The organism is Streptomyces sp. NPDC088254, assembly GCF_044740925.1.
GTDB lineage: Bacteria > Actinomycetota > Actinomycetes > Streptomycetales > Streptomycetaceae > Streptomyces.
The window spans coordinates 135978-156327 of record NZ_JBIURQ010000012.1; the positions used below are offsets into that span (position 1 = coordinate 135978).

At 70.1% G+C, this 20350-nt stretch carries 19 protein-coding genes and 1 pseudogene; 9 read left to right on the forward strand and 11 right to left on the reverse strand.

Annotated features, from left to right (window positions below; translation table 11 throughout):
• Nucleotides 1-4: 4 nt before the first annotated feature.
• The 4 genes from ACIOC0_RS31645 to ACIOC0_RS31660 all read left to right on the forward strand — a co-directional run bounded on the left by ACIOC0_RS31645 (nt 5) and on the right by ACIOC0_RS31660 (nt 3290).
• A complete protein-coding gene (locus ACIOC0_RS31645) occupies nt 5-268 on the forward strand; it encodes a UBP-type zinc finger domain-containing protein (RefSeq protein WP_402159174.1) in 264 nt (87 codons plus the stop codon).
• Complete coding sequence (locus tag ACIOC0_RS31650; protein WP_402159175.1) at nt 268-2082, forward strand: FAD-dependent oxidoreductase; 1815 nt, start codon at nt 268-270, stop codon at nt 2080-2082. Before ACIOC0_RS31645 ends, ACIOC0_RS31650 begins: the two co-directional genes overlap by 1 nt.
• Before the next feature lie 48 nt (nt 2083-2130).
• The gene (locus ACIOC0_RS31655; RefSeq protein ID WP_402159341.1) at nt 2131-2631 is read left to right on the forward strand and encodes an Hsp20/alpha crystallin family protein; all 501 of its coding nucleotides are present in this window, start codon (nt 2131-2133) and stop codon (nt 2629-2631) included.
• 266 nt (nt 2632-2897) lie between these two features.
• Nucleotides 2898-3290: a DUF2267 domain-containing protein gene (locus tag ACIOC0_RS31660; RefSeq protein ID WP_402159176.1), complete on the forward strand. Its 393-nt coding sequence runs from the start codon at nt 2898-2900 to the stop codon at nt 3288-3290.
• A 528-nt stretch (nt 3291-3818) separates the two neighbouring features.
• On the opposite strand, the gene ACIOC0_RS31665 is transcribed toward ACIOC0_RS31660, so the two are convergent.
• The 3 genes and pseudogenes from ACIOC0_RS31665 to ACIOC0_RS31675 all read right to left on the reverse strand — a co-directional run.
• Complete coding sequence (locus tag ACIOC0_RS31665) at nt 3819-5261, reverse strand: DUF1996 domain-containing protein (protein WP_402159177.1); 1443 nt, start codon at nt 5259-5261, stop codon at nt 3819-3821.
• A gap of 650 nt (nt 5262-5911) precedes the next feature.
• The gene (locus ACIOC0_RS31670) at nt 5912-7138 is read right to left on the reverse strand and encodes a lactonase family protein (protein ID WP_402159178.1); all 1227 of its coding nucleotides are present in this window, start codon (nt 7136-7138) and stop codon (nt 5912-5914) included.
• A 704-nt stretch (nt 7139-7842) separates the two neighbouring features.
• Nucleotides 7843-8320, reverse strand: a pseudogene (locus ACIOC0_RS31675) (hypothetical protein); the annotation flags it as partial.
• Nucleotides 8321-8413: 93 nt separating this feature from the next.
• Between ACIOC0_RS31675 and ACIOC0_RS31680 the strand changes: the two are divergent.
• The 3 genes from ACIOC0_RS31680 to ACIOC0_RS31690 all read left to right on the forward strand — a co-directional run bounded on the left by ACIOC0_RS31680 (nt 8414) and on the right by ACIOC0_RS31690 (nt 10571).
• Nucleotides 8414-9187 (forward strand): hypothetical protein, encoded by a 774-nt coding sequence (locus ACIOC0_RS31680; protein WP_402159179.1) that lies wholly within the window; start codon nt 8414-8416, stop codon nt 9185-9187.
• A 176-nt stretch (nt 9188-9363) separates the two neighbouring features.
• The gene (locus ACIOC0_RS31685) at nt 9364-10002 is read left to right on the forward strand and encodes a superoxide dismutase family protein (RefSeq protein ID WP_402159180.1); all 639 of its coding nucleotides are present in this window, start codon (nt 9364-9366) and stop codon (nt 10000-10002) included.
• A 32-nt stretch (nt 10003-10034) separates the two neighbouring features.
• Nucleotides 10035-10571, forward strand: coding sequence for a copper resistance protein CopC (locus ACIOC0_RS31690; RefSeq protein WP_402159181.1), 537 nt, complete (start codon nt 10035-10037; stop codon nt 10569-10571).
• A gap of 115 nt (nt 10572-10686) precedes the next feature.
• Here ACIOC0_RS31690 and ACIOC0_RS31695 read toward each other — a convergent pair whose 3' ends face one another.
• The 4 genes from ACIOC0_RS31695 to ACIOC0_RS31710 form a co-directional block, all read right to left on the reverse strand.
• A complete protein-coding gene (locus ACIOC0_RS31695; RefSeq protein ID WP_402159182.1) occupies nt 10687-10821 on the reverse strand; it encodes a hypothetical protein in 135 nt (44 codons plus the stop codon).
• Nucleotides 10818-11465: an SLC13 family permease gene (locus ACIOC0_RS31700; RefSeq protein ID WP_402159342.1), complete on the reverse strand. Its 648-nt coding sequence runs from the start codon at nt 11463-11465 to the stop codon at nt 10818-10820. The genes ACIOC0_RS31695 and ACIOC0_RS31700 overlap by 4 nt, the downstream gene beginning before the upstream one ends.
• Before the next feature lie 35 nt (nt 11466-11500).
• Complete coding sequence (locus tag ACIOC0_RS31705) at nt 11501-11914, reverse strand: hypothetical protein (protein ID WP_402159183.1); 414 nt, start codon at nt 11912-11914, stop codon at nt 11501-11503.
• A gap of 340 nt (nt 11915-12254) precedes the next feature.
• The gene (locus tag ACIOC0_RS31710) at nt 12255-12776 is read right to left on the reverse strand and encodes a nitroreductase family deazaflavin-dependent oxidoreductase (RefSeq protein WP_402159184.1); all 522 of its coding nucleotides are present in this window, start codon (nt 12774-12776) and stop codon (nt 12255-12257) included.
• Between the two features lie 170 nt (nt 12777-12946).
• Between ACIOC0_RS31710 and ACIOC0_RS31715 the strand changes: the two genes are divergently transcribed.
• Nucleotides 12947-14035 carry a PP2C family protein-serine/threonine phosphatase gene (locus ACIOC0_RS31715; RefSeq protein ID WP_402159185.1) on the forward strand — a complete coding sequence of 363 codons (1089 nt, stop codon included), beginning with the start codon at nt 12947-12949 and terminating at the stop codon, nt 14033-14035.
• A 34-nt stretch (nt 14036-14069) separates the two neighbouring features.
• On the forward strand, nt 14070-14606 hold the full coding sequence (locus ACIOC0_RS31720; RefSeq protein ID WP_402159186.1) for a MarR family winged helix-turn-helix transcriptional regulator: 537 nt from the start codon (nt 14070-14072) through the stop codon (nt 14604-14606).
• A gap of 866 nt (nt 14607-15472) precedes the next feature.
• On the opposite strand, the gene ACIOC0_RS31725 is transcribed toward ACIOC0_RS31720, so the two are convergent.
• From ACIOC0_RS31725 to ACIOC0_RS31740, 4 genes are all read right to left on the reverse strand, one after another.
• Complete coding sequence (locus ACIOC0_RS31725) at nt 15473-16213, reverse strand: DUF4142 domain-containing protein (RefSeq protein WP_402159187.1); 741 nt, start codon at nt 16211-16213, stop codon at nt 15473-15475.
• A gap of 234 nt (nt 16214-16447) precedes the next feature.
• Nucleotides 16448-16996 carry an STAS domain-containing protein gene (locus tag ACIOC0_RS31730; RefSeq protein ID WP_402159188.1) on the reverse strand — a complete coding sequence of 183 codons (549 nt, stop codon included), beginning with the start codon at nt 16994-16996 and terminating at the stop codon, nt 16448-16450.
• A gap of 530 nt (nt 16997-17526) precedes the next feature.
• On the reverse strand, nt 17527-19296 hold the full coding sequence (locus ACIOC0_RS31735; protein ID WP_402159189.1) for a copper resistance CopC/CopD family protein: 1770 nt from the start codon (nt 19294-19296) through the stop codon (nt 17527-17529).
• A gap of 95 nt (nt 19297-19391) precedes the next feature.
• Nucleotides 19392-20108: a DUF1775 domain-containing protein gene (locus tag ACIOC0_RS31740; protein ID WP_402159190.1), complete on the reverse strand. Its 717-nt coding sequence runs from the start codon at nt 20106-20108 to the stop codon at nt 19392-19394.
• Nucleotides 20109-20350 lie beyond the last annotated feature (242 nt).

Here is a 20350-nt window from a genome sequence, read left to right on the forward strand (position 1 = left end):
CCGGATGACCCTGCATGCAGACCCCCACCTCGCGCTTGTCCGGCCGGTCCAGCCGCTGACCCCTGAAGGGTGTCAGGAGTGTCTGGTGCTCGGCTCCCCGTGGGTCCACCTGAGGCTCTGCCTGACCTGCGGCCACGTCGGCTGCTGCGACTCCTCGCCGAACAAGCACGCGCGCAGGCACGCAGCTGCCGACGCTCATCCGATCGTGCAGTCGTTCCAGCCCGGCGAGGACTGGCGCTGGTGCTACGTTCACGAGGCGTTCGTCTGATGTCCGGCGACCAGTCGCTGCCGGGCGAAGAACCCATGCAGGGGAAAACGGACGAGGCCGCCTTCTGGGAGACCCCGGACATCTACGGGGCGTACCCGCGCCTCACGGAGGACCAGATAGCACGTCTGACGGAGCACGGGCAACGCCGGAGCACGGCTCCGAACGACGTGCTGATCCGGGAGGGGGAGCGCTGCGAGACGTTCTTCGTCGTCCTCAGCGGTTCCGTCGCCGTCGTCGAGAACTACGGCACTCCCGAGGAGCACTTGCTGCGCGTGCACGGCCCCGGTCGCTTCATCGGCGAACTCGGGCTGCTGCACGGACAGGTGGCCTTCTACACCGCTGTCGTCAGGGAGCCGGGTGAAGTCCTCGTCGTCTCCTTGGACCAGTTGCGCCGCCTGGTGTCCCACGACTCCAGCATCGGGGACGTCGTGCTGCGCGCCTGTCTCGGCCGTCGCGCGCTGCTCGTCGGACAGGGCGCCGGCTTCCGCATCGTCGGCTCGCGCTACTCGCCCGACACCAGGCGGCTGCGCGAGTTCGCCGTCCGCAACCGGCTGCCGCACCGCTGGATCGACCTGGAGACCGACGAGGAGGCCGAGGAACTGCTGCGCCGCTTCGGCGTCGACCCGGCGGAGACACCACTTGTCATCTGGCGGGACACCACCCTGCTGCGCAACCCCAGCAACGCGGAACTGGCCCGGCTCATCGGCCTGCCGTCCCTGCCCGCCGGAAACCGCCACGGCGACGTCCTCATCGTGGGCTCCGGACCCGCCGGCCTCGCTGCCGCGGTGTACGCCGCCTCCGAGGGCCTGAGCACCACGGTGGTGGAGGCGATGGCCACCGGCGGCCAGGCCGGCACGTCGTCCCGGATCGAGAATCTGCTCGGTTTCCCCTCCGGCATCTCCGGTGCCGAACTCACCGAACGCGCCGTGCTGCAGGCCGACAAGTTCGGCGCCGGGATCAGCCTTCCGCTGGAGGCGACCGGTCTCCATCCCAAGGACGACGACCACTACGTGGTGGCGTTCGCCGACGGCAGCGAGATCGCCGCCCGCGCCGTCGTCCTGGCCATGGGCGCCCGCTACCGCCGGCTCCAGGTGCCCGGCATCGAACGCCTGGAGGGAACGAGCGTCCACTACTCGGCGACCGTCTACGAGGCCCAGCAGTGCCGCACCGACCCGGTGGCCGTCGTCGGCGGAGGCAACTCGGCGGGCCAGGCGGTGCTGTTCCTCGCCGGGTACGCGCCGAAGGTGCACCTGCTGGTCCGAGGGGCAAGCCTCGAGGCCAACATGTCCCGCTACCTGGTCGACCAGGTCGAGCGCCATCCGCGGGTGGAGGTCGCGCTGCACACCGAGGTCGCCGAGGTCATCGGCCAGGAAGTGCTGGAGGAGCTCGACGTGGTCGACAACCGCACGGGCGGGCACCGCCGGCTCGCGGTACGGAGCCTGTTCGTCTTCACCGGCGCCGAACCTCACACCGAGTGGCTCGCCGACACCATCGCCCTCGACTCCCGCGGCTTCGTCCTCACCGGGCCGGAGGCCCAGGAAGCCTGCGCCCGTCCCGAGGTGTGGCACGGCCGCGGGCGCGCGTGCATGACCCTGGAGGCCAGCCTGCCCGGGGTCTTCGCGGTAGGAGACGTCCGTAGCGGCTCGGTGAAGCGGGTGGCCTCCGCGGCCGGTGAGGGTGCGATGGCCATCCACTTCGTGCACCGGCACCTGGGGCACTCGGCCGCACCCGGCACCACGGGCACGTCAGCTGTCGCGGGCCGCTCGGACGTCTCCCCACGCATACGTCACAAGGAGTCCGCATGGCTCGCATGACGAATGGCGGACGACGAGAACACGAGAAGGACGAAGGAGGCGATGGCTATGGCCATGCCCGTCCGGCGCCACCGCGGTGGCGGCCTGCAGGAAAGGCCCGTCTGGGCAACCACCCCTGTCAATCCCCTGGTCGAGTTCGACGAACTGCTCAGCCAGATGAGCGGCCTGCTGGAGTCGACGGTGGGTGCGGCGCCCGCGGTTGCGTGGACGCCCCTCGCGGACGTGTCGGAGTCCGAGGACGCGTTCCACATAGAGATCGAACTCCCCGGTGTGAAGAGCAAGGACATTGACGTAGAGGCCAACGGTCCGGAACTCGTGGTCACCGGAGAGATCAAGGAGCGGGAACGCAAGGGGGTCCTGCGCCGCAGCACCCGCCGCGTCGGAGCCTTCGAATACCGTTTGCGGCTGCCCGGAGAACTGGACACTCACAAGATCAAGGCGGAGATGAAGGACGGAGTGCTCAGCATCACCGTCCCCAAGGCCGACGTCGCGAAGCCGCGACACGTCGAGATCACCGACTCGAGTGAAAGTACCGAGAGCAGCGGCTGAGACGCGAGCGCCGCGGTTCCGGGCGCCCACCGGCACTGCGGCCGGGTCGGCGGGGCGCCACACCCCTCACGGTGGGGAGACGCGCTACGCGTCTCCCCACCGTTGCTGTGGCGTACGCGGGCTCGAACCAGGCCCGCCTGACGGTGGGCGGCCGGCACAAGAAGCCGGCCCGACGAGCGGCGACCGATCGAGCAGGCGGTGAGCGGCCGTTCCTGGGGCTCAGGGCGCTTGCGCAGCACGGTGACCGAGGCAGAAGGAAGTAAGCCATGAAATACGACGGATTCCTCGCCCGTGTGCGCGAGCGAGGCGAATACAAGGACCAGGATGAAGCCGCGGACGTCACCAACGCCGTGCTGGAAGTGCTGGCCCAACGGATCAGCCCGGGAGAGGTCAAGGACCTCGCATCCCAGCTGCCCGGCCCGCTGGGACAAGTCCTGGACCATGCCACGCCGCAGCAGGCGCGAAGTTTCGGGATCGAGGAGTTCTACCGCCGGGTCGCCGAGCGTACCCATGCCCGACCTCGTACGGCGCAGTGGGACGCCGGCGCCGTCCTGACCACCGTCGCCGACGCTGTCACCGGCGGAGAGCTGAATCAGATCATCAGCCAGCTCCCCTCCAGTTACGCGGTCCTGTTCGGCAAGCCCGACCTCGCGGACTGAGCCCGCCCGTGAGGCGCGGTGGTTGCTGAGCGTGACGTAGCCTCGCGTCCGCCTGCCAGCCACCTCGCCCACCAAGTTGTCCACCGCCTTGAGCGGCGCCTGGAACACCGCCGCGACATCCTCGCGAGTCCGGCCCACCGACGCGGTCACCGCCCGCAACCGGCTGATCAGTGCTGACTTACCTGATGAGGCATCAGGCGGATGGGTGGCCTCTCAGCACGCAAGTGCCAGGTTCGGCAGCACAGTGAGCTCATGGCGGGTGCGTAAGTCCAGGTCAGGGCCTTGGGGCGCGACAGCGTCCGCGGGGTGGTGACATGCCCGTGATTGCTGGTGACACGTGAGGACCCCGTCGGCTTGCTCCGGTGGGCGAGGGTCTTGCGCAGACGGTGACCGTGTCCGCACGCCGATGGCCTCGCCGATCTTGCGGCGAGGCCAGAGCAGGACTTTCACCAGCCAGGTGGACGGATGGCGTCTCCAGCCGACGGCTTGGGGCCGGCGGGTCGGGGGAGTGGCGGCCGGTCGGCCGGGTCAGCCGCAGCGACGCCCTGAGTTGATGCAGGAGACCGCCTGTTTCATGAGTCGGTCGGTCATCACGTTGATGAAGTCGTTGTGGTCGGTGATGGCGTTGTGCTGCTGTCCCTGGAAACCGTCGACGGCGAAGTGCGGTGCTGCAGGGGTCTTGTAGGTGAGCCTCATCGTCAGCTGTGGGATGGCCTTGAAACCGCGTGCGCATTTGCCGTCGGCGTCGGCGAAGGCGACATGGCTGCGGTGGTCGGCGCTGTCGGTGTTCCTGCCGTCCCAGCAGCTCTGGAAGGCGAAGCTGCGCACCACCTTGCTGCCTCGGGGACAGATCGGGTACTTGTCGGTGAGCTGAACCCGGTTCTCGAAGCCGGTACAGCTCCAGTGGGCGTTGGCGTTCTTGGTCCCGTTGGTGAACGCCTTGGCGTCACCGGTGATGATCCGCAGGAAGCGGGGCATCGCCACGACCTTGCCGGTGGGGCTGCCCTGGTAGGTGATCGTGACGGTCCTGGGCACCAGGATGGCTCCCTTGTTGCCCTCGGCGCCGCCGCCGAGGGCGTTGGCGTCGGGACCCTGACGGGTGGTGTCCCGCAGGACGGGCCAGTAGTACGCGGACTGGTCGCCGTTGGTGCAGGAAGTGCCCTGGGCGCTCAGGGACTCGTTGGTCGAGGTGAAGTCCACCCTGCGGTTGCCCACGTAGTCGTGGACGTGGTGGGCGCCGTTGCTGACGCCGGGAGCCACGATGTCGTTGTCCGAGTTGTGCTGTCCCTGCTTGTTGACTCCGCATCGGGAGGTGAAGGCTCCGGTCGAGGCCCCGGCCTGCCTGCGGACCTTGCGCACGTTCGGGGCCACCTTCGTGATGTCCACGAAGTCGGCCGCGGTGGGCCCGTCGTCGCTCTGTGCTGCGGCGCCGGAGCCGTTTCCCTGCTGTCCGGTGTTGCCCCCCGCGCCCTGGGAGCCGCCGGGGCTCTGGCTCGCGGGCCCGGCCCCGGGTGTCCGGGTCCCGGGTGCGTCGAGACCGAGGCTGCAGATGGCGAGAGCGTCCAGCCCCGCGGGCCTGGCGGCCGACCGCCCGATGGCGATGGCGATCCGGTCGATGGTCGCCTTCCTCTTGCCTGTCAGAGGGCCGAGGATCGCGTTCTGCACGAAGTTCGGACCCCCTTGCCCACGAGTGTCGACCAGCCGCTGGTCGGCCTCCGCGATCTGGCGGTCCAGCAACTGCAGGTTCCGGTCCACCTCGGCCTGTGCCTGCTGGGGGACGGCCGGCAGCTTGCCCTTCACGTCCGGACAGCTGATCGTCTGGGCTGACCGCGTCGTAGGAGCACTGGCGGTGACGTCGGACGCGTTGGCGGCGTAGTTCACGGCTACGAGCCCACCGCCCCCTGCCAGGAGCGCCGTGACCGCCATGATGGCGTTGCGGCGGCTTCGGCCGCGCCTGTGATCTGCTCGCATGAGAACTCCTGATCTGACAACGTGGTTCCTGGCCCGGCGGCGACGCGTTTCACTCGCCGCCCGGATGCCCCAGCCTCACCTGAGCGGTCGGCGCTCGGCAGCTGTTCTCGTGGCGCGTCATGGACACGTAAGAACTGAACCGCGTCCGGACTGACCCCGCCCGGCACGAGGAGCTGCGCCGCCTCGGCATCCTCCGCGTGGCGCTGGAAGAAGCCGGGATCCCGTGTGATCCGGGCCTTGCGCGCTATGACGACTTCACCCACTGCCTCGGGCACCAGCAGGCTCTGGAGCTGCCGGCGCCGCCGACCGCACGCCGGCGGTCCTCGTCGGCAGCAACCATCAGAGGCTGCACATCGATCGGGCGGCGGCGTCGCTCGGGCTGCGCCCTGCGGACGATGTCAGCGTGGTCCGCTTCGACGACCTGTGCCCTTCTGGGACCGGGTGACTCCGCGTCTGACGACCACGCGCACTCCGCTCGCCGTCGTGACTGTGCGTCCCGCCGTGTTCCAGCCGGCTGGGCGCGTCCGGCCCGCATGGCTTGTTTCGGCTGCGGGACAAATGACAGACGTCGAGGACTCCTTGCTACGTCGGAACGAGTTCGGCGCCCCGGAGAGGAGTCTCCGGGGCGCCGAACCGCGGTGGCCGCTTCTTCACACCGCGGCTATGCCCTCCATGCCGGACTCGGTGAAGGGGGGGAGTCCGGTGGCCGTCGTGACCTTGGTGAGGGAGCCGTTCCTGCCGATGCGGAAGCCGTCGACCGTGCCGGAGGTGCCGTTCTGTACGTACAGGAACTTCTCGTCCAAAGTCACGGCCAGGTCGATGACACCCTGGGACATGGCTGACGGCGGTGTGGCTATGCCGATCTCGTCGGTGAGGGCGAGCCTGCCGTGGCGGTCGGTGCGGTAGCCGGTGACGGTGGAGTTGCCGGTGTTGCCGCCGTAGAAGAAGTCGCCGGCGCGCTCCAGCCAGCACAGCGTGTTCTGACCGTTGGCCAGGGGCTTCTGGACGACCTTGAGGCTGCCGTCGGCGAGAACCTTGTACGTACTGACCGTTGATTTCTCGGCCTCGGCGACCAGCATCCGGCCCGCCTTGTCGAAGGTGATCGCGAACGGCACGCCGCCGGCCGAGTCGTTGACCTTCGCCTGGTGCGCGGGGCGTCCGTCGCGCCGCATCGGGAACACCTCGATGGTGTTGGTCGACTTCGTGGTGACGACCAGCTCCCGGCCGCCCGGGGTGAACGCGACCTGGCCGGGCGAGCTGCTGAACAACGGCACCTTGTCGTTCTTCAGCTTCAGGGAGCGGTGTGAACCGGCGAGCGGCTCGAGGCCGTTGCCCGTGATCTTGAAGCCCTGGACGCTGCCCGTGCCACCCGCGTTCATGACGTAGGCGAGGTTGCCGGACACCGCGATGGACGAAGGGAAGTCCCCGCCCGAGCGCACCACCCGCCGGTCCGTCAGTTTCTGTCCCTTGACCCGGAACGAGGTCACGGTGCCGCTGCCCGCGTTGACTGCCAGCAGCAGATGCGAGCCGCGGTCGTAGACGAGTGAGCCCTGGGAGGCGAGGGAGTCGGTGGGCGCGTCGACCTGGTCGCCGCCCTTGCCGCCGGTCGGGTAGGTGCCCGCGGGGGTCAGCTTGCCGTCGTCGCCGCGCTGGAAGACGTGGATGGTGTTTCCGGTGAGTTCGTTGCCCTGGACGAAGACGGCGTGGTCGGCTCCCGCTTTGGCGCTCTTCGTCGTCGCGCCGTCGTGCGCGCGGGGGACTTCCCCCGCCGAGGCGATGGCCACCGTCGTCGCGACCGCCGCCGACGCGAGGATGCCGGCCCCGGCGACGGTCATCCGGATCTGCGACTTCGACCTGCGCCTGGTATGCCTGCTCACGCCTGACTCCTTGCACCTCGTCGCCACCGCCGGTCGGTGACGTGCAGAGCCAGAGTTGCCTGTGGGGCGGGTGTGGCGAAGATGTTTCGGTCCTGCGTCAGCTTCTCGTAAGAACTTCCGTTCGCCCGGAGAACTCGGCGGCGGTCCGGGATGCGGGGGGAAACGACGGCGGCTGTGATCGGCGCTGTCCTGGAAAACCGCCGTTACGGAAGCCTTCATGTCAGCCGGCCGCAGCTGTATGCGCATGGGGTGCCGCATGACGTTCCCGGCACCCCCGCCGCGGTCGTGGTGGCCCTCGCCGTGATTGCGTACGGGCCGCTCCTTGCCGCCCGGCTGCCCTGGCGCGCGCTGCTGTGCACTGCCTGGGGCACCTGCTCGTCGAAGGTCGCGGTCGCCGAGTACGCCTGGCCGGACCGCGAAGTCTCGGCCTGCTGCGGGTGCGCGCGGAGGCGATCGTGTTGCACGCGATGCGCTGGCCGGACGAGATCCGCGATCCCGCCGAGCTGCTGACACCGCCGGTGGAGGTGCCGGAGGGGAGATCGAGGGGGCGCCGGCGCTGATGGAGTTGATGACCTGCGGGGACCGGGAAAGAAATCGACGGCCGCGGAGAGGGATCACACACCGCGGCCTTCCGGCGGCTTGTCCTCACATCCCCGGGGCAACGCATCCTTCGCCTTCGCCTTCGCCTTCGGCGTGCGCCTGCCTCAGCTGGTCTGCGAGTCGGGTCTCCCGGTCGGTGGGACCATATCGAGGCGCCCACAGGGTTCGCATCGCGGCGGTCGACGTGTGGGACGGATGATCTCGATGCTCTTGCCGCGCTGGGCGTACTTGGGCGTCCAGGGCGGCGACGGAGGAGGCGTCCCAGATGTGGGCGGCGGACAAGGCCGATGACGACCGTGTCGGGGTCGCCTGTGTAGGCGAACTGGCCGACGAGGTCGGTGGAGGAGGCGAAGAACACCTTGCCCGTGACCCGGTGGACGACCGTGGCGTGGCGGCAGTCGGTGACTGCGGTGACCTCGGCGAGGTGGGCGAGCCGCTCGGCGAAGACGACCACCGCGGTGATCGAGCCGACGACCACGCCGATGGCGAGGTCGTGGGTGGCGACCACACACGCGACAGTGATTGCCATGACGGTGATCTCCCGGCCGGCAACCGCTTCAGCGTCTTCGGTGCGATGGAGTGCAGGCCGTGCACTCATCGCCCAGTCAGTGAACGCGGGCGGCACCTCGTCCGTATGGAGTGGGAAGTTCACTGGTTCGAGGAGTTGTTGTTCGGATGTCCCGCAGGTGCTGCGGTGCCGTCGCCCCGCGTCTGACGCGGGCCGGGGTCTTCGCGGCCGTGTGCGTGGTGACCACGACCCTGGGGCATACCGTGATGTCCGGAGACGTGTTGCCCTGGTGGGCCGTGTTCCTGGCGATCGTCGCGACGACCACGCAGGGCTGGTGGCTGACCTCCAGGGACTGCGGCGCCGCTGCCGTGGTGGGCGCCACAGCAGCCGCCCAGGGGTTCCTGCACCTTCTGTTCGGCCTCGCCCACGCGATCGTCCGCGGGCCCGAGGCCGGCTCGTCGGCCGGACACATCCCGACTGACGGCCACGGGTTGATGCTCTCCTCATCCGGCATGGCCACGCACATGCACCACTCGGGTTCGGTCATGGCCAGGGGATCGGCCGAGGCGGCGGGCGCGGTCTCCGCCCTGCCGCTCGAGTCCGCCATCGAGCGGCAGGGCACCGCCGGGATGCTCCTGGCGCATCTGCTCGCCGCAGTGGTGTGCGGACTGTGGCTGTGGCGGGGTGAACTGGCGGCCCGTCAACTGGGCCGTGCCCTCGCCGTGCTGCTGTTCGCGCCGCTGCGACGGATCCGCCGCCTGCTCACACACCCCGCCCTGGACCGGGCTGCGACGTCAGCAAGGACGGCCACGGGCTGGCCGGAGACCTCGCGGACCACTCCTGCGGTGCTGAGACACGCCGTTGTGCGCCGAGGACCGCCGCCGTTCGGTAAGACACTCGTTCGTCCGTCCTTCGGCCCGATGTCCGTCGTGCGGTCCTGAACCCCGTTCCGGCACCAAGCGGCAGGGCCGGGGCAGACGCGTGTCCGACGTGCCCGTACACGTGCGTCGGCCTGTCCACCGCGGCCCCAGCGCGCCCTACGTCCGGCGTGTGCCGCCGTCCGCTCATCGAACGGAAGTGCTCCGTCATGCATCAGCACCTGCCCACGCCCGTACCCATGTCCAGTGATATGTGCACACACCGGCCGCGCGTCGGGCGGCTTCGTCCCGCCGCACTCGGCGCCCTCCTCGCCGCCGCGGCCGTCCTGCTGTCCGGCTGCGGCGGGGACTCGGCCGATCGCGCCTCCGCACAGACCGGTTCGTCCGCTCCCGCCTCGTCCTCGGCCAAGGGGATGGAGGACATGGAGGGGATGTCCAGGACGGACATGGGGGACCCGTCCGCCACCCCCGCCGACAAGGTCGCCGGAGCCACCGTCGTCAAGGCTGCCTTCAAGCTGCTGGACACCCGCCCGCCGGGCATGGACGGGGTCGAGGGCACCGCCTGGCTCGCACAGGGTTCGAAGGGCACCACCGTGACCGTGTCCCTGACCGGACTGAAGCCCGGGGCCTCCTATATGGCGCACCTGCACGCCCAGCACTGCTCCGCCGGGAACGGCGGCGAGCACTTCCAGTTCGAGAAGGGCGGTGCGACGACGCCCCCCAACGAGGTCCATCTGATGTTCACCGCCGACAAGACCGGTATGGGCATGACGACGGTGAACAACTCCCGCAAGACCGGCGAGGACGCGGTCGCGATCGTCGTACACCCCAGCGAGGCACAGGACAACCGGATCGCATGCGCGGACTTCGACTTCTGAGGGCGGCGGCAGGACCGCTCGGGTGCGCGGGTGTGCTGTTGCTTCTCGGCGGCACACCCGCGTACGCCCACACCGCACTCGAGAACGCCACACCGGCACCAGGCGCCAAGGTCGCGGCCGGGACCGACGTCGTCGCGCTGACCTTCAAAGACCTGAAGTCCGGCGTCCCGCCGAAGATCGGAATGGTCGCAGCCGGCGGCACGACTGTCCCGGTGGGAGCGCCGGTCGTCGCCGACGGCGGCACCGCGTGCGCCGCGGTCTCCCCGCTGCCCGTGGGTGTCGTCACTCTCACCTACACGGTCATCGCAGGCGACGGAGACCCTCAGACCAGCGCGTTCCAGTTCGAAGTCGTGGACGGCGCCAAGCCCGTCGAGCCCCCGTCCGCCTGCGCCGATCTGAGCCTGCCGGCTCCGGACACCGGCGGGGCAGACACCATCCTGGGCCTCGGACGCACCACCGCGACCACCGTTCTCGCCGGGGCCGTCGCCGTGATCGCAGGCGGAGGAGTCGTCGCCGTTCGCAGACGACGCCGAGCAGGACTGCCGGCTGAAGGGGGAACCGCCGAATGACCTGAAAGCCCGTTCATCTCTCGGGCCGCGCTCAGCCGGGTGCGGCCCGAGCAGACTCCCGCGACAGGCGAGGGAGCATGCTCCCCCCGGCCCCGGATCAGCGGCCCGTGGGCCGTCAGTCCGCGCTCAGCAGTTTTGGCGGCTTGGCGCAGAACATGGGCGGCGCGCAGGGGGCGGTAGAGGCGGCGGTGGCGAAGCCGTCGTCGTACAGCGGCACCACAAGCAGACCGTTGGGCGAGCGCGCCGTCACTGGCCACGATCATGTGTCTGGTCCTCGTCATGGTGCTGGTGGGTGGCGGGAGCAGGGGCATGGCGTGTGCCGCCTCCGGTCAGGCGAGGGCGAAGTGCGCAGGCCACACGTAGAGGGCGGAGAGGGCCACGGTGACGACGGTGACGACGAGGCCGTCCTGGTGAACTGCCAGAAGCTGATGGGCCGGCGGTTGCGTTCGGCGATGCCGAGCACGACGACGCCGGCGCCAACGGCGGTGGCGTTGCCGCCGAGGTCCGCGCCGATGGCCAGCGCCCACCACATGACGTGGTCGGGGTTACCACCCATGTTGTGCACGAGGTCTGCGGTGATCGGGGCGCGGTGGCGACGTGGGGGATGTGGTCGACATTGCCGGACAGCACCGCCGAGGCGCCCAGCAGCAGCATGGAGCCGCCGAGTTCGCTGTCGCCGATGGCCTCGGCGAGGGACTTGGAGATCTCGCCGTTCACGCCCGTCCCGATCAGACCGCCGATCATGATGAACAGTCCGGCGAAGAAGGCGAGGATGGGCCACTCGACCTCGGTCAGCACCTCGCCGGTCGCACACCACGTCAGGGGAGCGATGAGCAGCACCGTGGTGACGTTGTCCAGCAGCGCCGAGGCGAGCGCGGTGATGACGACGAGCATCACCACGACGCGGAAGGGGCCGGCCCGTGCCCGTTTCACCGCGGGAGGGAAGCGCCCTCGGTCGTCGGCGGCTCGAAGATGTTCTCCGACTGCCCTGCGGTGGGGGTGTTCTCTTCCTCGGAGAGGCCTGGCGCGCCCCGGGGCAGCCAGGAGAAGATTCCCAGCAGCGCGACGACGGCGGCGACCGCGCCGAGGGCGCGGAGCCCCCTGCGGACCCTTTCCCGGGTACTCAGGTCCTGCCATGCCGGTCCGGGCCAGTCGTGGTCCGGTTGCCGGACGTCACCGACGGAGTCGGCTTGGCGGACAGGGGCGCTGCCGCGCAGGAACAGCCGTTCCTGTGTGGAGGGTTCCCGCGGTGCGGAGCGCCGGATGGCTTCTTCGCTGTCGTTGAGGAACTTCAGCCAGATGCTCTCGGGATCGGTGGGGCCTGTGGGCTCTCGGGCAGTCACAGTGCTCGTCCGTCTCCCTGCTGGCGTAATCCGGGGGGCCTGCCGACGACCAGCGCCCCGCTCCGTGCCGCATCAACCGTGGCAGCTTCACTCCCGAGCGCCGAAGCGGCGGCCGGTCGTCGGCTCGGCTCCCCCCTGCAATCATTGCACAATGCAAAACAAGTGCGCCAGTCCGTGTGCGGCTTTGTCGTGCGGCCTCACCGGTGCTCGAGGCGCAGTGGACCGACAGCGTCGTGTGCGCGAAGTGGGGAACGCGTCGCCCGGTTCGGGGGGATCGTCGCCGCCTCGCGAGAGTAAGGCGTGGCCGGATACGGCTCCTTGCAAGTCTGCGGCCAGGGCGTCACCCACGTCTGCGGCTGTGCGGGTGGTGTCCGTCGGCGGCTTCGAGGCGGACGAACGGTATGTCCCGGCCCGCGTCGCGGAACGACGTCTCGGTGCCGTCGGTGGGCAGGCCCAGGAACGCGCAGAGGCGGCGGGCGGTACGGGGATGCCTGCGGGCGTAGTCCGCCATGATCTGGGCGCCGTCGTCGGGGGAGAGGAAGCGGGCGGTGACGGCGTGGTAGCGGTTGCCGACCTGGATGACCGTCTTCGGATGAGCGCGCAGGTTGCGGTACCAGTCCGAGCCATTGCCGAAGCCGGAGGCGACGGTCCAGCCGGGGTGCAGGCTCTCGTGCGCCACGACTTCGAGGACGACGTGGCGGTCAAGGCCCGTCGTGCGGCCGACGTGGTGCAGGAGAAGGAACCGCTTGCCGAGAACCGGCCCGAGTCCGGCGCGGAAGAGGAGGAGAGGTGCGCGCGCGACCAGGCGTCGCCAGCCGGTAGGGAGCTGAGGGCGGGTGCCATGGGTTCCTCTGTGGGGCATCGTCGCCTTCCGGGTGTCGTCGGAGTGCCAGTGCTTCGGCCTCGATTGTGTAAAGGGCCGGTGTGGGCGCCGCTTCAGCAGAACAACCATTGCATAGTCTAAATACGAGAAGCGCGCCTGCGGAGGGAGAAGGCCGCTTTCGCGCACCACGACCACTCGGAAGGACGTCCATGATCATGACCCGGCCGGCGTCCGGATCCCGGCTCCTGTCCTGGTTGCCTGTGATCGCGATGGGCGTGGTGGCCGCGGCGGACGTGGTGGCGGGATCCGGGGTGGGGTTCCTGCCGTTGGTCTCGCTCGGGCCCGCCTTCGCCGGGCTGGTCGGAGGCTGGCGGCGAACTGCACTGATCGGCGGGCTGGCGCTGGTGCTCTGCCTGGCTCTCGGGCTATACGACGGACTTTTCGACGGACGCCGCGGGTTCACCGCCCTGATCTCGGTGGCCGGCGTCACGGGCGCGGGCGTCGCGGCCGCCGTGATGCGCTCGCGGCGCGAGGCAGAACTGGCCAGCGTGCGGTCGATCGCGGAGGTGGCCCAGCGGGTGCTGCTGCGCCCGGTGCCAAGGACGGCCGGCCCGCTGCAGGCGGCGGTCTCCTACACCTCCGCCGTTGCGGAGGCGCGCATCGGCGGGGATCTGTACGAGGTGGTCGCCTCTCCGCACGGTGTCCGGGTCATCGTGGGTGATGTCCAGGGCAAGGGGCTGGCCGCGGTGGAGACGGCTGCCGTGGTGCTCGGCGCCTTCCGGGAGGCGGCCCACGACGAGAGCGACCTGGTGGGGCTGGGGGAGCGGCTGGAGCGCAGCGTGGCCCGTGAGCTGGAGGGTGAGAAGTTCGTCACCGCCGTCCTCGCCGAGATCGGCTCGGCCGGCGGGGCAGTCTTCCTGAACTATGGTCATCCGCCTCCCATGGTCATACGGCACGACGGCACAGTGGGCTTCCCGCAGCCGCCCGTCTACGCGCTGCCGCTCGGTCTGGGTGTCCACGGGGCCGCAGGGCCCGAGCCGTACCGGGTGGACTTCCAGCCCGGAGCCCAACTCCTGCTGTACACCGACGGCGTCAGCGAGGCCCGGGACGAACAGGGGGCCTTCTACCCGCTCGCCGACCGTGCGCACCTGCTCAAGGACCCCGACGCGCAGCTGGCCCTCGAAGCCCTGCGGGAGGATCTGATGGGGCATGCGGCAGGCCCTCCGCACGACGACGCGGCCATGCTCCTGCTGCGCTTCCATGGTCATGGGAAGGGAAAATCTGTTCGCGACGCGTGAGTGAGCAGGTGCTTCGGCGCGATAGAAAGGATGTATGCCGCAGCACGAGAGCCCCGTGGGGGCCATGGACGATGTCGACGAGGTCACCCGAGCGGTGCTGACCGCGTCCCGGTTGCTGGTGGCCGTCTCCGCCCGCTCGCTCGCCGCGGTCGAGGAGAGAGTGACCCTCGCGCAGTTCCGGATGCTCGTCGTGCTCTCCAGCCGCGGGGCGACCAAGCTCGTCGTACTCGCCGAACTGCTTCAGGTGGCACCGTCGACGGCCATGCGCATGGTGGACCGGCTCATCGTCGCAGGGCTCGCCGACCGCCAGACCAACCCGGGCAACCGCCGCGAGACCCTGCTGCAGCTCACCGATGAGGGAAGACGCACCGTCGAGGAGGTCACCGCCCGGCGGCGTGAGGAGATCGCCGCGATCGTCGCGCGGCTCAGGCCGACGCAGCGGCTGGCGCTCGTCGAGGCCCTCGGAGCCTTCAACGAGGCCGGAGGGGAGCCGCCCGCGCCCGACGCGGACGGACCGGAATCGCATCCGCTCGGCTGGGGGGCGGACGGGGCAGCGGTCCGAGAGGCGTGACCCCCCATGGCGCTGCTCCGGCCGAATGACGGACTGGCCCGCCCTTCACGGTCTCCTCAATCTATTGCATAACGCAAAGAGAGTGCAAAGAAAGTGCGAGCGCGGTTCGCCGCACCGGAACAGGGTGAGTGGCGCATGCGCTGGTGGCGTCGATCGCCCCGCGATGTGGAGCCCCGACCGACGGGGTATCTGCGTGGCACGGTCCGGGGGCATGCCGAGTTCATGGCCTCCCCCCCCCCCCCGTGGTGGCTGGTCGGGGAGGGCGTTCTCGCGGCGGCGCTGGCCGTCGGGAGCATCGTCGGCACGTCCGTCTTCGGGGCCTGGACGGGGTGCCCGGGGCTGGCCGACGGTGCGGTCGGCCTGGTGTGTGCGCTCGCGCTCATTGTCCGTCTGATCGTGGTGCGGGCGGGCCGGGCGCTGGTGGGCGCCGTCGCCGTGCTCGCGGCTTGCCTCGCGGCTTGCCTCGGGGCGCAGGCGCCGCCGACCGCCGCCGGCGTCGTACTGGCTGAGCAGGGGCGGGTGCAGTCCGTGGTTGTGACGTCGGTGCGGCACGAGGGGGCGGTGCGGGGCGGCCGTGGCCGCTGTCTCTGCTCCATGGCCGACGGGGGTGGGGTGCCGCTGCAGGGCGAGTCTGGGGTGGCTGTGGGCAGGCCACCCGCCCCGGGGACGTCCTTGCCGTCGTCCAGGACCCGCGGGGGCGGGTGCCGCAGCGCGGTGTCGGAGCGGGGGCAGGGAAGTTGCGTGCGTTGCTCGGCCTGACCGGGTGGGCGGCCGTTCTCGCCGCGTCGACGGTCGTGGCGGTCGTGCGCTCGTACCGGATGACCGTCCCGTCTGCTGGTCGACGGAACGGCGCCGGCGCCGAATGGTCATCCGGCTGACGGACTGGGCGTCGGGGACGAAGTGTTGATGTTGAGGTCGGGTCGGGCGGCGAGGACGATGATGGGGGCGCCGGGCTGGGGTGGGGGCGGGGTGAGCTGGTCCTTCGGGAGCTTGGGCGGGGTGGACTGCTGGAAGTTGACCAGTTCGCTGTTGATCACGCCGGTGTTCTCCAGGACGGTGCTGTGGTCCAGGACGGTGTCGTTGGCGAGGTCGGCGAGCTGACGGACCAGGGTGTTCCTGGTGGTCGCACGGATCTTCGCGATGACCGGGAAGATCTGGCCGTGGGTGACGCGCATGATGTTGGCGGCGGTGCTGTCGAACTGCCTGCCTGACTCCGCCGCCGACGTCGCCACGAACTGCTGCTGTTGCGGACTGGCCTGATTGGGCAGCGTGACGTTCAGCATGGGCGCGATCTTGAGGCACATCGCGTCCAGACCGGCGTGCCCGACGATCAGGTGTTTGCCGGCTTCCTTCATCTCCGGCGTCGAGCCCTTCTCCATGGCCATTTCTCCCAGGGGGTACTCCCATAGGCCCGCCGCGCGGACCTTGACGACGAAGTCGCGGTCGGCCTCCGTCAGAGGGCCGAACTGGGTGTTGGCGATGATGCGGGAAGTGTCGCTCGATGTGGTCTGGATGCCGAGCATGGCCGGGTAGGCGAGAGCGCTGAGGGTCAGGCCGAGAGCGCCGACCACGAAGACCGTTCCGATCTTGCTGCGCGATGTGGGCATGGGTGCCTCCGGGCGAGAGGAGTGCGGACGACAAGAGATACGGATGTGCGGAGATCCCGGATCATTGCAGCAGGCAAATTTTGCATGAGGCGGTGTGGCGTGCGTCACAATCCTCGCCCCGGAGTGCCAGTCGGCCGGGGGGCATGGGTCTCGGTCGGCACTCCCTCGGGCGGAGTGAGGGGGGTGACGGGCTTCCCGGGCCGGTGAGGGGGAGGCGTGATCTGGACCGCACGCTCAGGACGTGCCTCCCAAAGCGAGCTGGGCGGTCAGACCCGCCCGCTCCGCGGCGGCCCTGAGCGCTCCGCTGGCCCGGGTGAACTGAACGTCGATACCGGCCAGGGGGAGTGTCCGGCGAATGCCCAGCAGGGTGTAGAGGCCCGGGTGGTCGCAGAATGTGATGCCCGACAGGTTCAGCACCAGCAAGCCGCCAGTGGAGTGGGCGGCGAGTATGGCCAGATGTTCTCGGAGGGCATGCGCGGTGTCGGCATCGAGCTCTCCCGCGAGGTGCAACTCCAGTCGCGGCGGAAGGCGTCCTCCGCTCTCCCGGCGGACGGACAGCCTCGACGATGAAGCCGCTCCATGGGGCTCGTGCGGCAGGTTCGACTCATGGCCGCCCACCGGCGCGGCATCGACTGCCTCGTCATCCTGGGGGTCGGGCTGAGATGGTGGCATCGGCTTTTCCGGATCGGCTCGGCGACAGTTGCCGACCAGACTTCCCGGCGCACCAGGAAGCGCCAGTAGCGCTTCCACGCCCTCATCTTTGCACAGGGTAAAGATCGGCATCAACCACCCTGCGAAGGCTGTCGTCCTGTCGGCGTGATCGTCCTCTTCAGGCCAGCAGATGTCACCGCCCCGGCAGGGGGCGTCCGGCTGCCCGCAGAGAGCGGGTGGAAACGGTCGGCCAGACCCCTTGCGCTCGATCGAGTCGTCACCCCGAGGCGCGCACCGCTCCGGCGACGCGATCCCGCCAGGTGTCAGCTCTCTTCCCCGACGGCCCCCACGTCGCAGATTCGAGCGATTCCTGCATGCGCAGCGCCCGGTCCGCCATCCGAACAACCGACTTCGACCAGCGCCACGTCGCCCATACGGTCACCCGTCGCCGAGAGCCGGGGTCCTCCACGAAACCGGAAGACGCCGGCCAGAACGCCACGCTGCGTGTCAAGGCACCTGCCTGGCTATGGCCCACACCGGACGAGCCCCTGAGTCAGGCACCCATGGACGACCGCGGGGGCCTCGCCACCTGCTCCCGCCCGGGAGGACCCGGACACTCCGCGCACCTTCTGCGCAAGGGAAGAAGACGGGACGAGGGGTTGTCAGGGTCCGATGTCCACCTGGTGCTCCACGGTGACCTGGTCGACCTCCGACACTCGTACAGTGACCCGCATCGTCCACGTCCCTTCCGTGGGCAGGGTGAGACTGTCACTTCCCCAGTAGCCGCGCTCGTCCACGAGTGCCGCATCCAGGGGGCCCACGCCCTGCGAGGCCAGGGTGAAGGCAAGACGCAGTTCGGGCACAGGTGCGAGCCCGCCGTCTGCGCCGTAGACGACCGCCTGGACTGCGTTGCGGCCGACCCGCCCGGGTTCCAGGACGATCTGCACTGTGCCGCTCCCCAGGGGGCCCATGGTCTGACTGCCGGTGTCGAAGGGGACCATCGACAAGGACTGAGTGGGCTGACCGGGCACGAGAACCGCCAGGGCCGCCGACTCCTCGGCCGCCCGTCCGGTCTGGGTCCCGGTCAGCATCGTGGTGAGCATCAGGACCACCATGCCGACCGCCACCTCGGCCAGGACGCACCGGCGCAGCCCGCGCCGCTGCGCTGATCGCTCCGTCGCAGCTCCGGCCCTGGACGGGACGGTGCCGGATGGCTCGTCCACCTCCGGGCCGGCCACCGCGATCGGCGCCCGCTCCGGCTCGGGCTCCGTGAGCAGCCGTCCGGTCCAGCGCCGTGACTGCGCGGCCACAGCCAGTACGACCAGCACGGTCCACACCTTGAGCGACAGCGTCCGGCCGTACCCGGTGTACAGCAGCGCGTCCCAGGACCCCAGCCCGCGCCAGGACTGGTAGACGCCGGTGGCGGCGAGAACCGCCACCGAGACGAACGCCAGCCGGGAGAAACGGGAGACCGCGGCGGGAGGGAGCGGATCGTCCTCCGGCGCCCGGTACAGGATGGTGAGCAGGGCGGCCAGCCCGCCCAGCCACACCGCCATCGCGAGCAGGTGAAGTGCAGTGGAGACGACCGCCACGGGGACCTGGACACCGACCGCGGCATGCTCGGCCACGACCCAGGTCGCTGTCAGGGCCAGGGCGAACAGGACACCTGCCACCTTCCCGAGCCCGCCGGCCCCTTCCCGGACCCTCCGGTTTCGGACGAGCACGGCCAAGACGAGCAGCAGCACCAGCCGCACCAGCAGGGCGACTCCTGATCGTGTCTCCATCGTGCCGCGCAGCGACCGCGCGTCGAAGACTGCGCCCAGTCCTTCGCCGCTGTCGTAGGGTCCGCGGAGCAGCGCCAAGGCCAGGGTGGACAGCGTCAGCGCCCACCAGCCGGTCACGAACAGTCTGCGTACGGCTTGCCGGGCGGTGTCCGTCGGCCAGCAGGCCAGGACGAACACGGCGATGCCGATGAGCAGGGCCAGTCCGGCGTAGGCGATGTAGCGGGCCACTTCGTTCAGGGCGCTCGTGGCCCTGGGTACGGCCGGCTGCGCGGTGGCGGCGGGCCTGGCGGGCGATCGTTTGCCGACGGAGAAGGTGAAGGCCCCGGTCACGGCGTGGCCGTCCGCCGACACCACCCGCCAGGAGACGGTGTAAGTGCCCTGGCCAAGCCCTCCGGCGAGGCGGACGCGGGCAGTGTTGCCCTGTCCGTGGGCGTGCTCCGGATCACCCGCGGTCGCAGGGCGGTTGTCGGGGTCGAGGACGCGGACGGAGTTCTCGACGAGGGTGACGGCTTCGTCGAAGGTCACCGTGATCTGTCGTGGCGCGGTCTTCAGGACGACGCCCTCGCGGGGGTCGCTGCTCCTGAACACGGCGTGTGCGGAGGCCGGGGTCGCGCCGGCGAGGAGAGAGAGGGCGAACGCCACAGCCACGATGAGCAGGGCCCGGTACGTCCGGCGGGCGCCGGGCGTCGGCCGACGTACGGGGCGAGAGGGCGTTACCCGGACGCCGAAGGTGGACGCTCGGTTCACCGCGCACCGCCCCGCCCGGCGCGGCGCCGGTTCAGCCGCCAGGCGAATGCGCCGAGCCCGAGCAGGGCGGCGGCTGTCCCGGCGGCGATCAGCCCTCCGGCCGGTTTCTCGGCCTCCGTGCGTGCCGAGGCATGGGCGTCACCGCCGTCGGAGGGACCTTCGGACAGTGTGCGGGACACCCTCGCGGAAGGCGGGTCGAGGGGCTGCGCGTCGGCGGTCGCGGGCTTCAGCCTGAGCACCGGAGCGGGCTGGTCCGACTTGGCTTCCTGTGTGGGCAGTTCGAGCCATCGCGAGATCCTGCCGTCGCCGTAGGTGTCGATGGTCTTGAATACGAGCTCTTGGACGTCAGGCAACCGGCGCACAGTGATCGCGTGTTCGGCGTCCTCACCCGTTGCCAGGGCAGGGCCGCCGATGGTGTAGCCGTCCGAGGTGATCTTCAGAGTCCAGCCCTTCGGGGCGTGCGCGAGCGTCACCTCGCCCGGCTCGATGCCTTTCGGCAGGACGACGCGCACCCGGGTGAAGCCGGCCGTGTCGGACTCGGCCTCGGAGGTGAAGGTGAGGGTGACGTTGCGGGCCAGAGCCCTCGGAGCGTCGGCCTCGACCCCCGCGTGGGCGGATGCGGGGCGGGCCAGGACGAAAGCGGATGTCAGAGCGAGGGCGCCGGACACGGCGAAGCGGCCGAACTCGCGAGCAGAGGGATGCAGGGATTGCACGGAACACAGGGGCACGAACGAACTCCGGAAGCGGGAGACCGGGCGGGCTTCGACCCGGCCGGGATGATGGCGAAGGGACCGGACCAGCGAGATGTTCCGGTGGCCCCCGGCGCGGCAGCGCACGTTCCGGCGCTCCGAATCCCATCGGCAGGCAAGTCCCTCGGCACGCCACTCGCCGCAAGACCGGCAGTGCCCGGCGCACCGGGCGAATCAGCAGCTTGAGCCACAACCGTCTCAGCCGC

Coding starts and splice junctions, on each gene's coding strand:
- ACIOC0_RS31650 (WP_402159175.1), top strand. CDS start 268: ATGTCCGGCGACCAGTCGCTGCCGGGCGAAGAACCCATGCAGGGGAAA.
- ACIOC0_RS31660 (WP_402159176.1), top strand. CDS start 2,898: ATGAAATACGACGGATTCCTCGCCCGTGTGCGCGAGCGAGGCGAATAC.
- ACIOC0_RS31680 (WP_402159179.1), top strand. CDS start 8,414: ATGTCCCGCAGGTGCTGCGGTGCCGTCGCCCCGCGTCTGACGCGGGCC.
- ACIOC0_RS31730 (WP_402159188.1), bottom strand. CDS start 16,996: ATGCCGATCTTTACCCTGTGCAAAGATGAGGGCGTGGAAGCGCTACTG.
- ACIOC0_RS31665 (WP_402159177.1), bottom strand. CDS start 5,261: ATGCGAGCAGATCACAGGCGCGGCCGAAGCCGCCGCAACGCCATCATG.
- ACIOC0_RS31715 (WP_402159185.1), top strand. CDS start 12,947: ATGATCATGACCCGGCCGGCGTCCGGATCCCGGCTCCTGTCCTGGTTG.
- ACIOC0_RS31685 (WP_402159180.1), top strand. CDS start 9,364: ATGTCCAGTGATATGTGCACACACCGGCCGCGCGTCGGGCGGCTTCGT.
- ACIOC0_RS31725 (WP_402159187.1), bottom strand. CDS start 16,213: ATGCCCACATCGCGCAGCAAGATCGGAACGGTCTTCGTGGTCGGCGCT.
- ACIOC0_RS31655 (WP_402159341.1), top strand. CDS start 2,131: ATGGCCATGCCCGTCCGGCGCCACCGCGGTGGCGGCCTGCAGGAAAGG.
- ACIOC0_RS31720 (WP_402159186.1), top strand. CDS start 14,070: ATGCCGCAGCACGAGAGCCCCGTGGGGGCCATGGACGATGTCGACGAG.
- ACIOC0_RS31710 (WP_402159184.1), bottom strand. CDS start 12,776: ATGCCCCACAGAGGAACCCATGGCACCCGCCCTCAGCTCCCTACCGGC.
- ACIOC0_RS31645 (WP_402159174.1), top strand. CDS start 5: ATGACCCTGCATGCAGACCCCCACCTCGCGCTTGTCCGGCCGGTCCAG.
- ACIOC0_RS31700 (WP_402159342.1), bottom strand. CDS start 11,465: ATGCTCGTCGTCATCACCGCGCTCGCCTCGGCGCTGCTGGACAACGTC.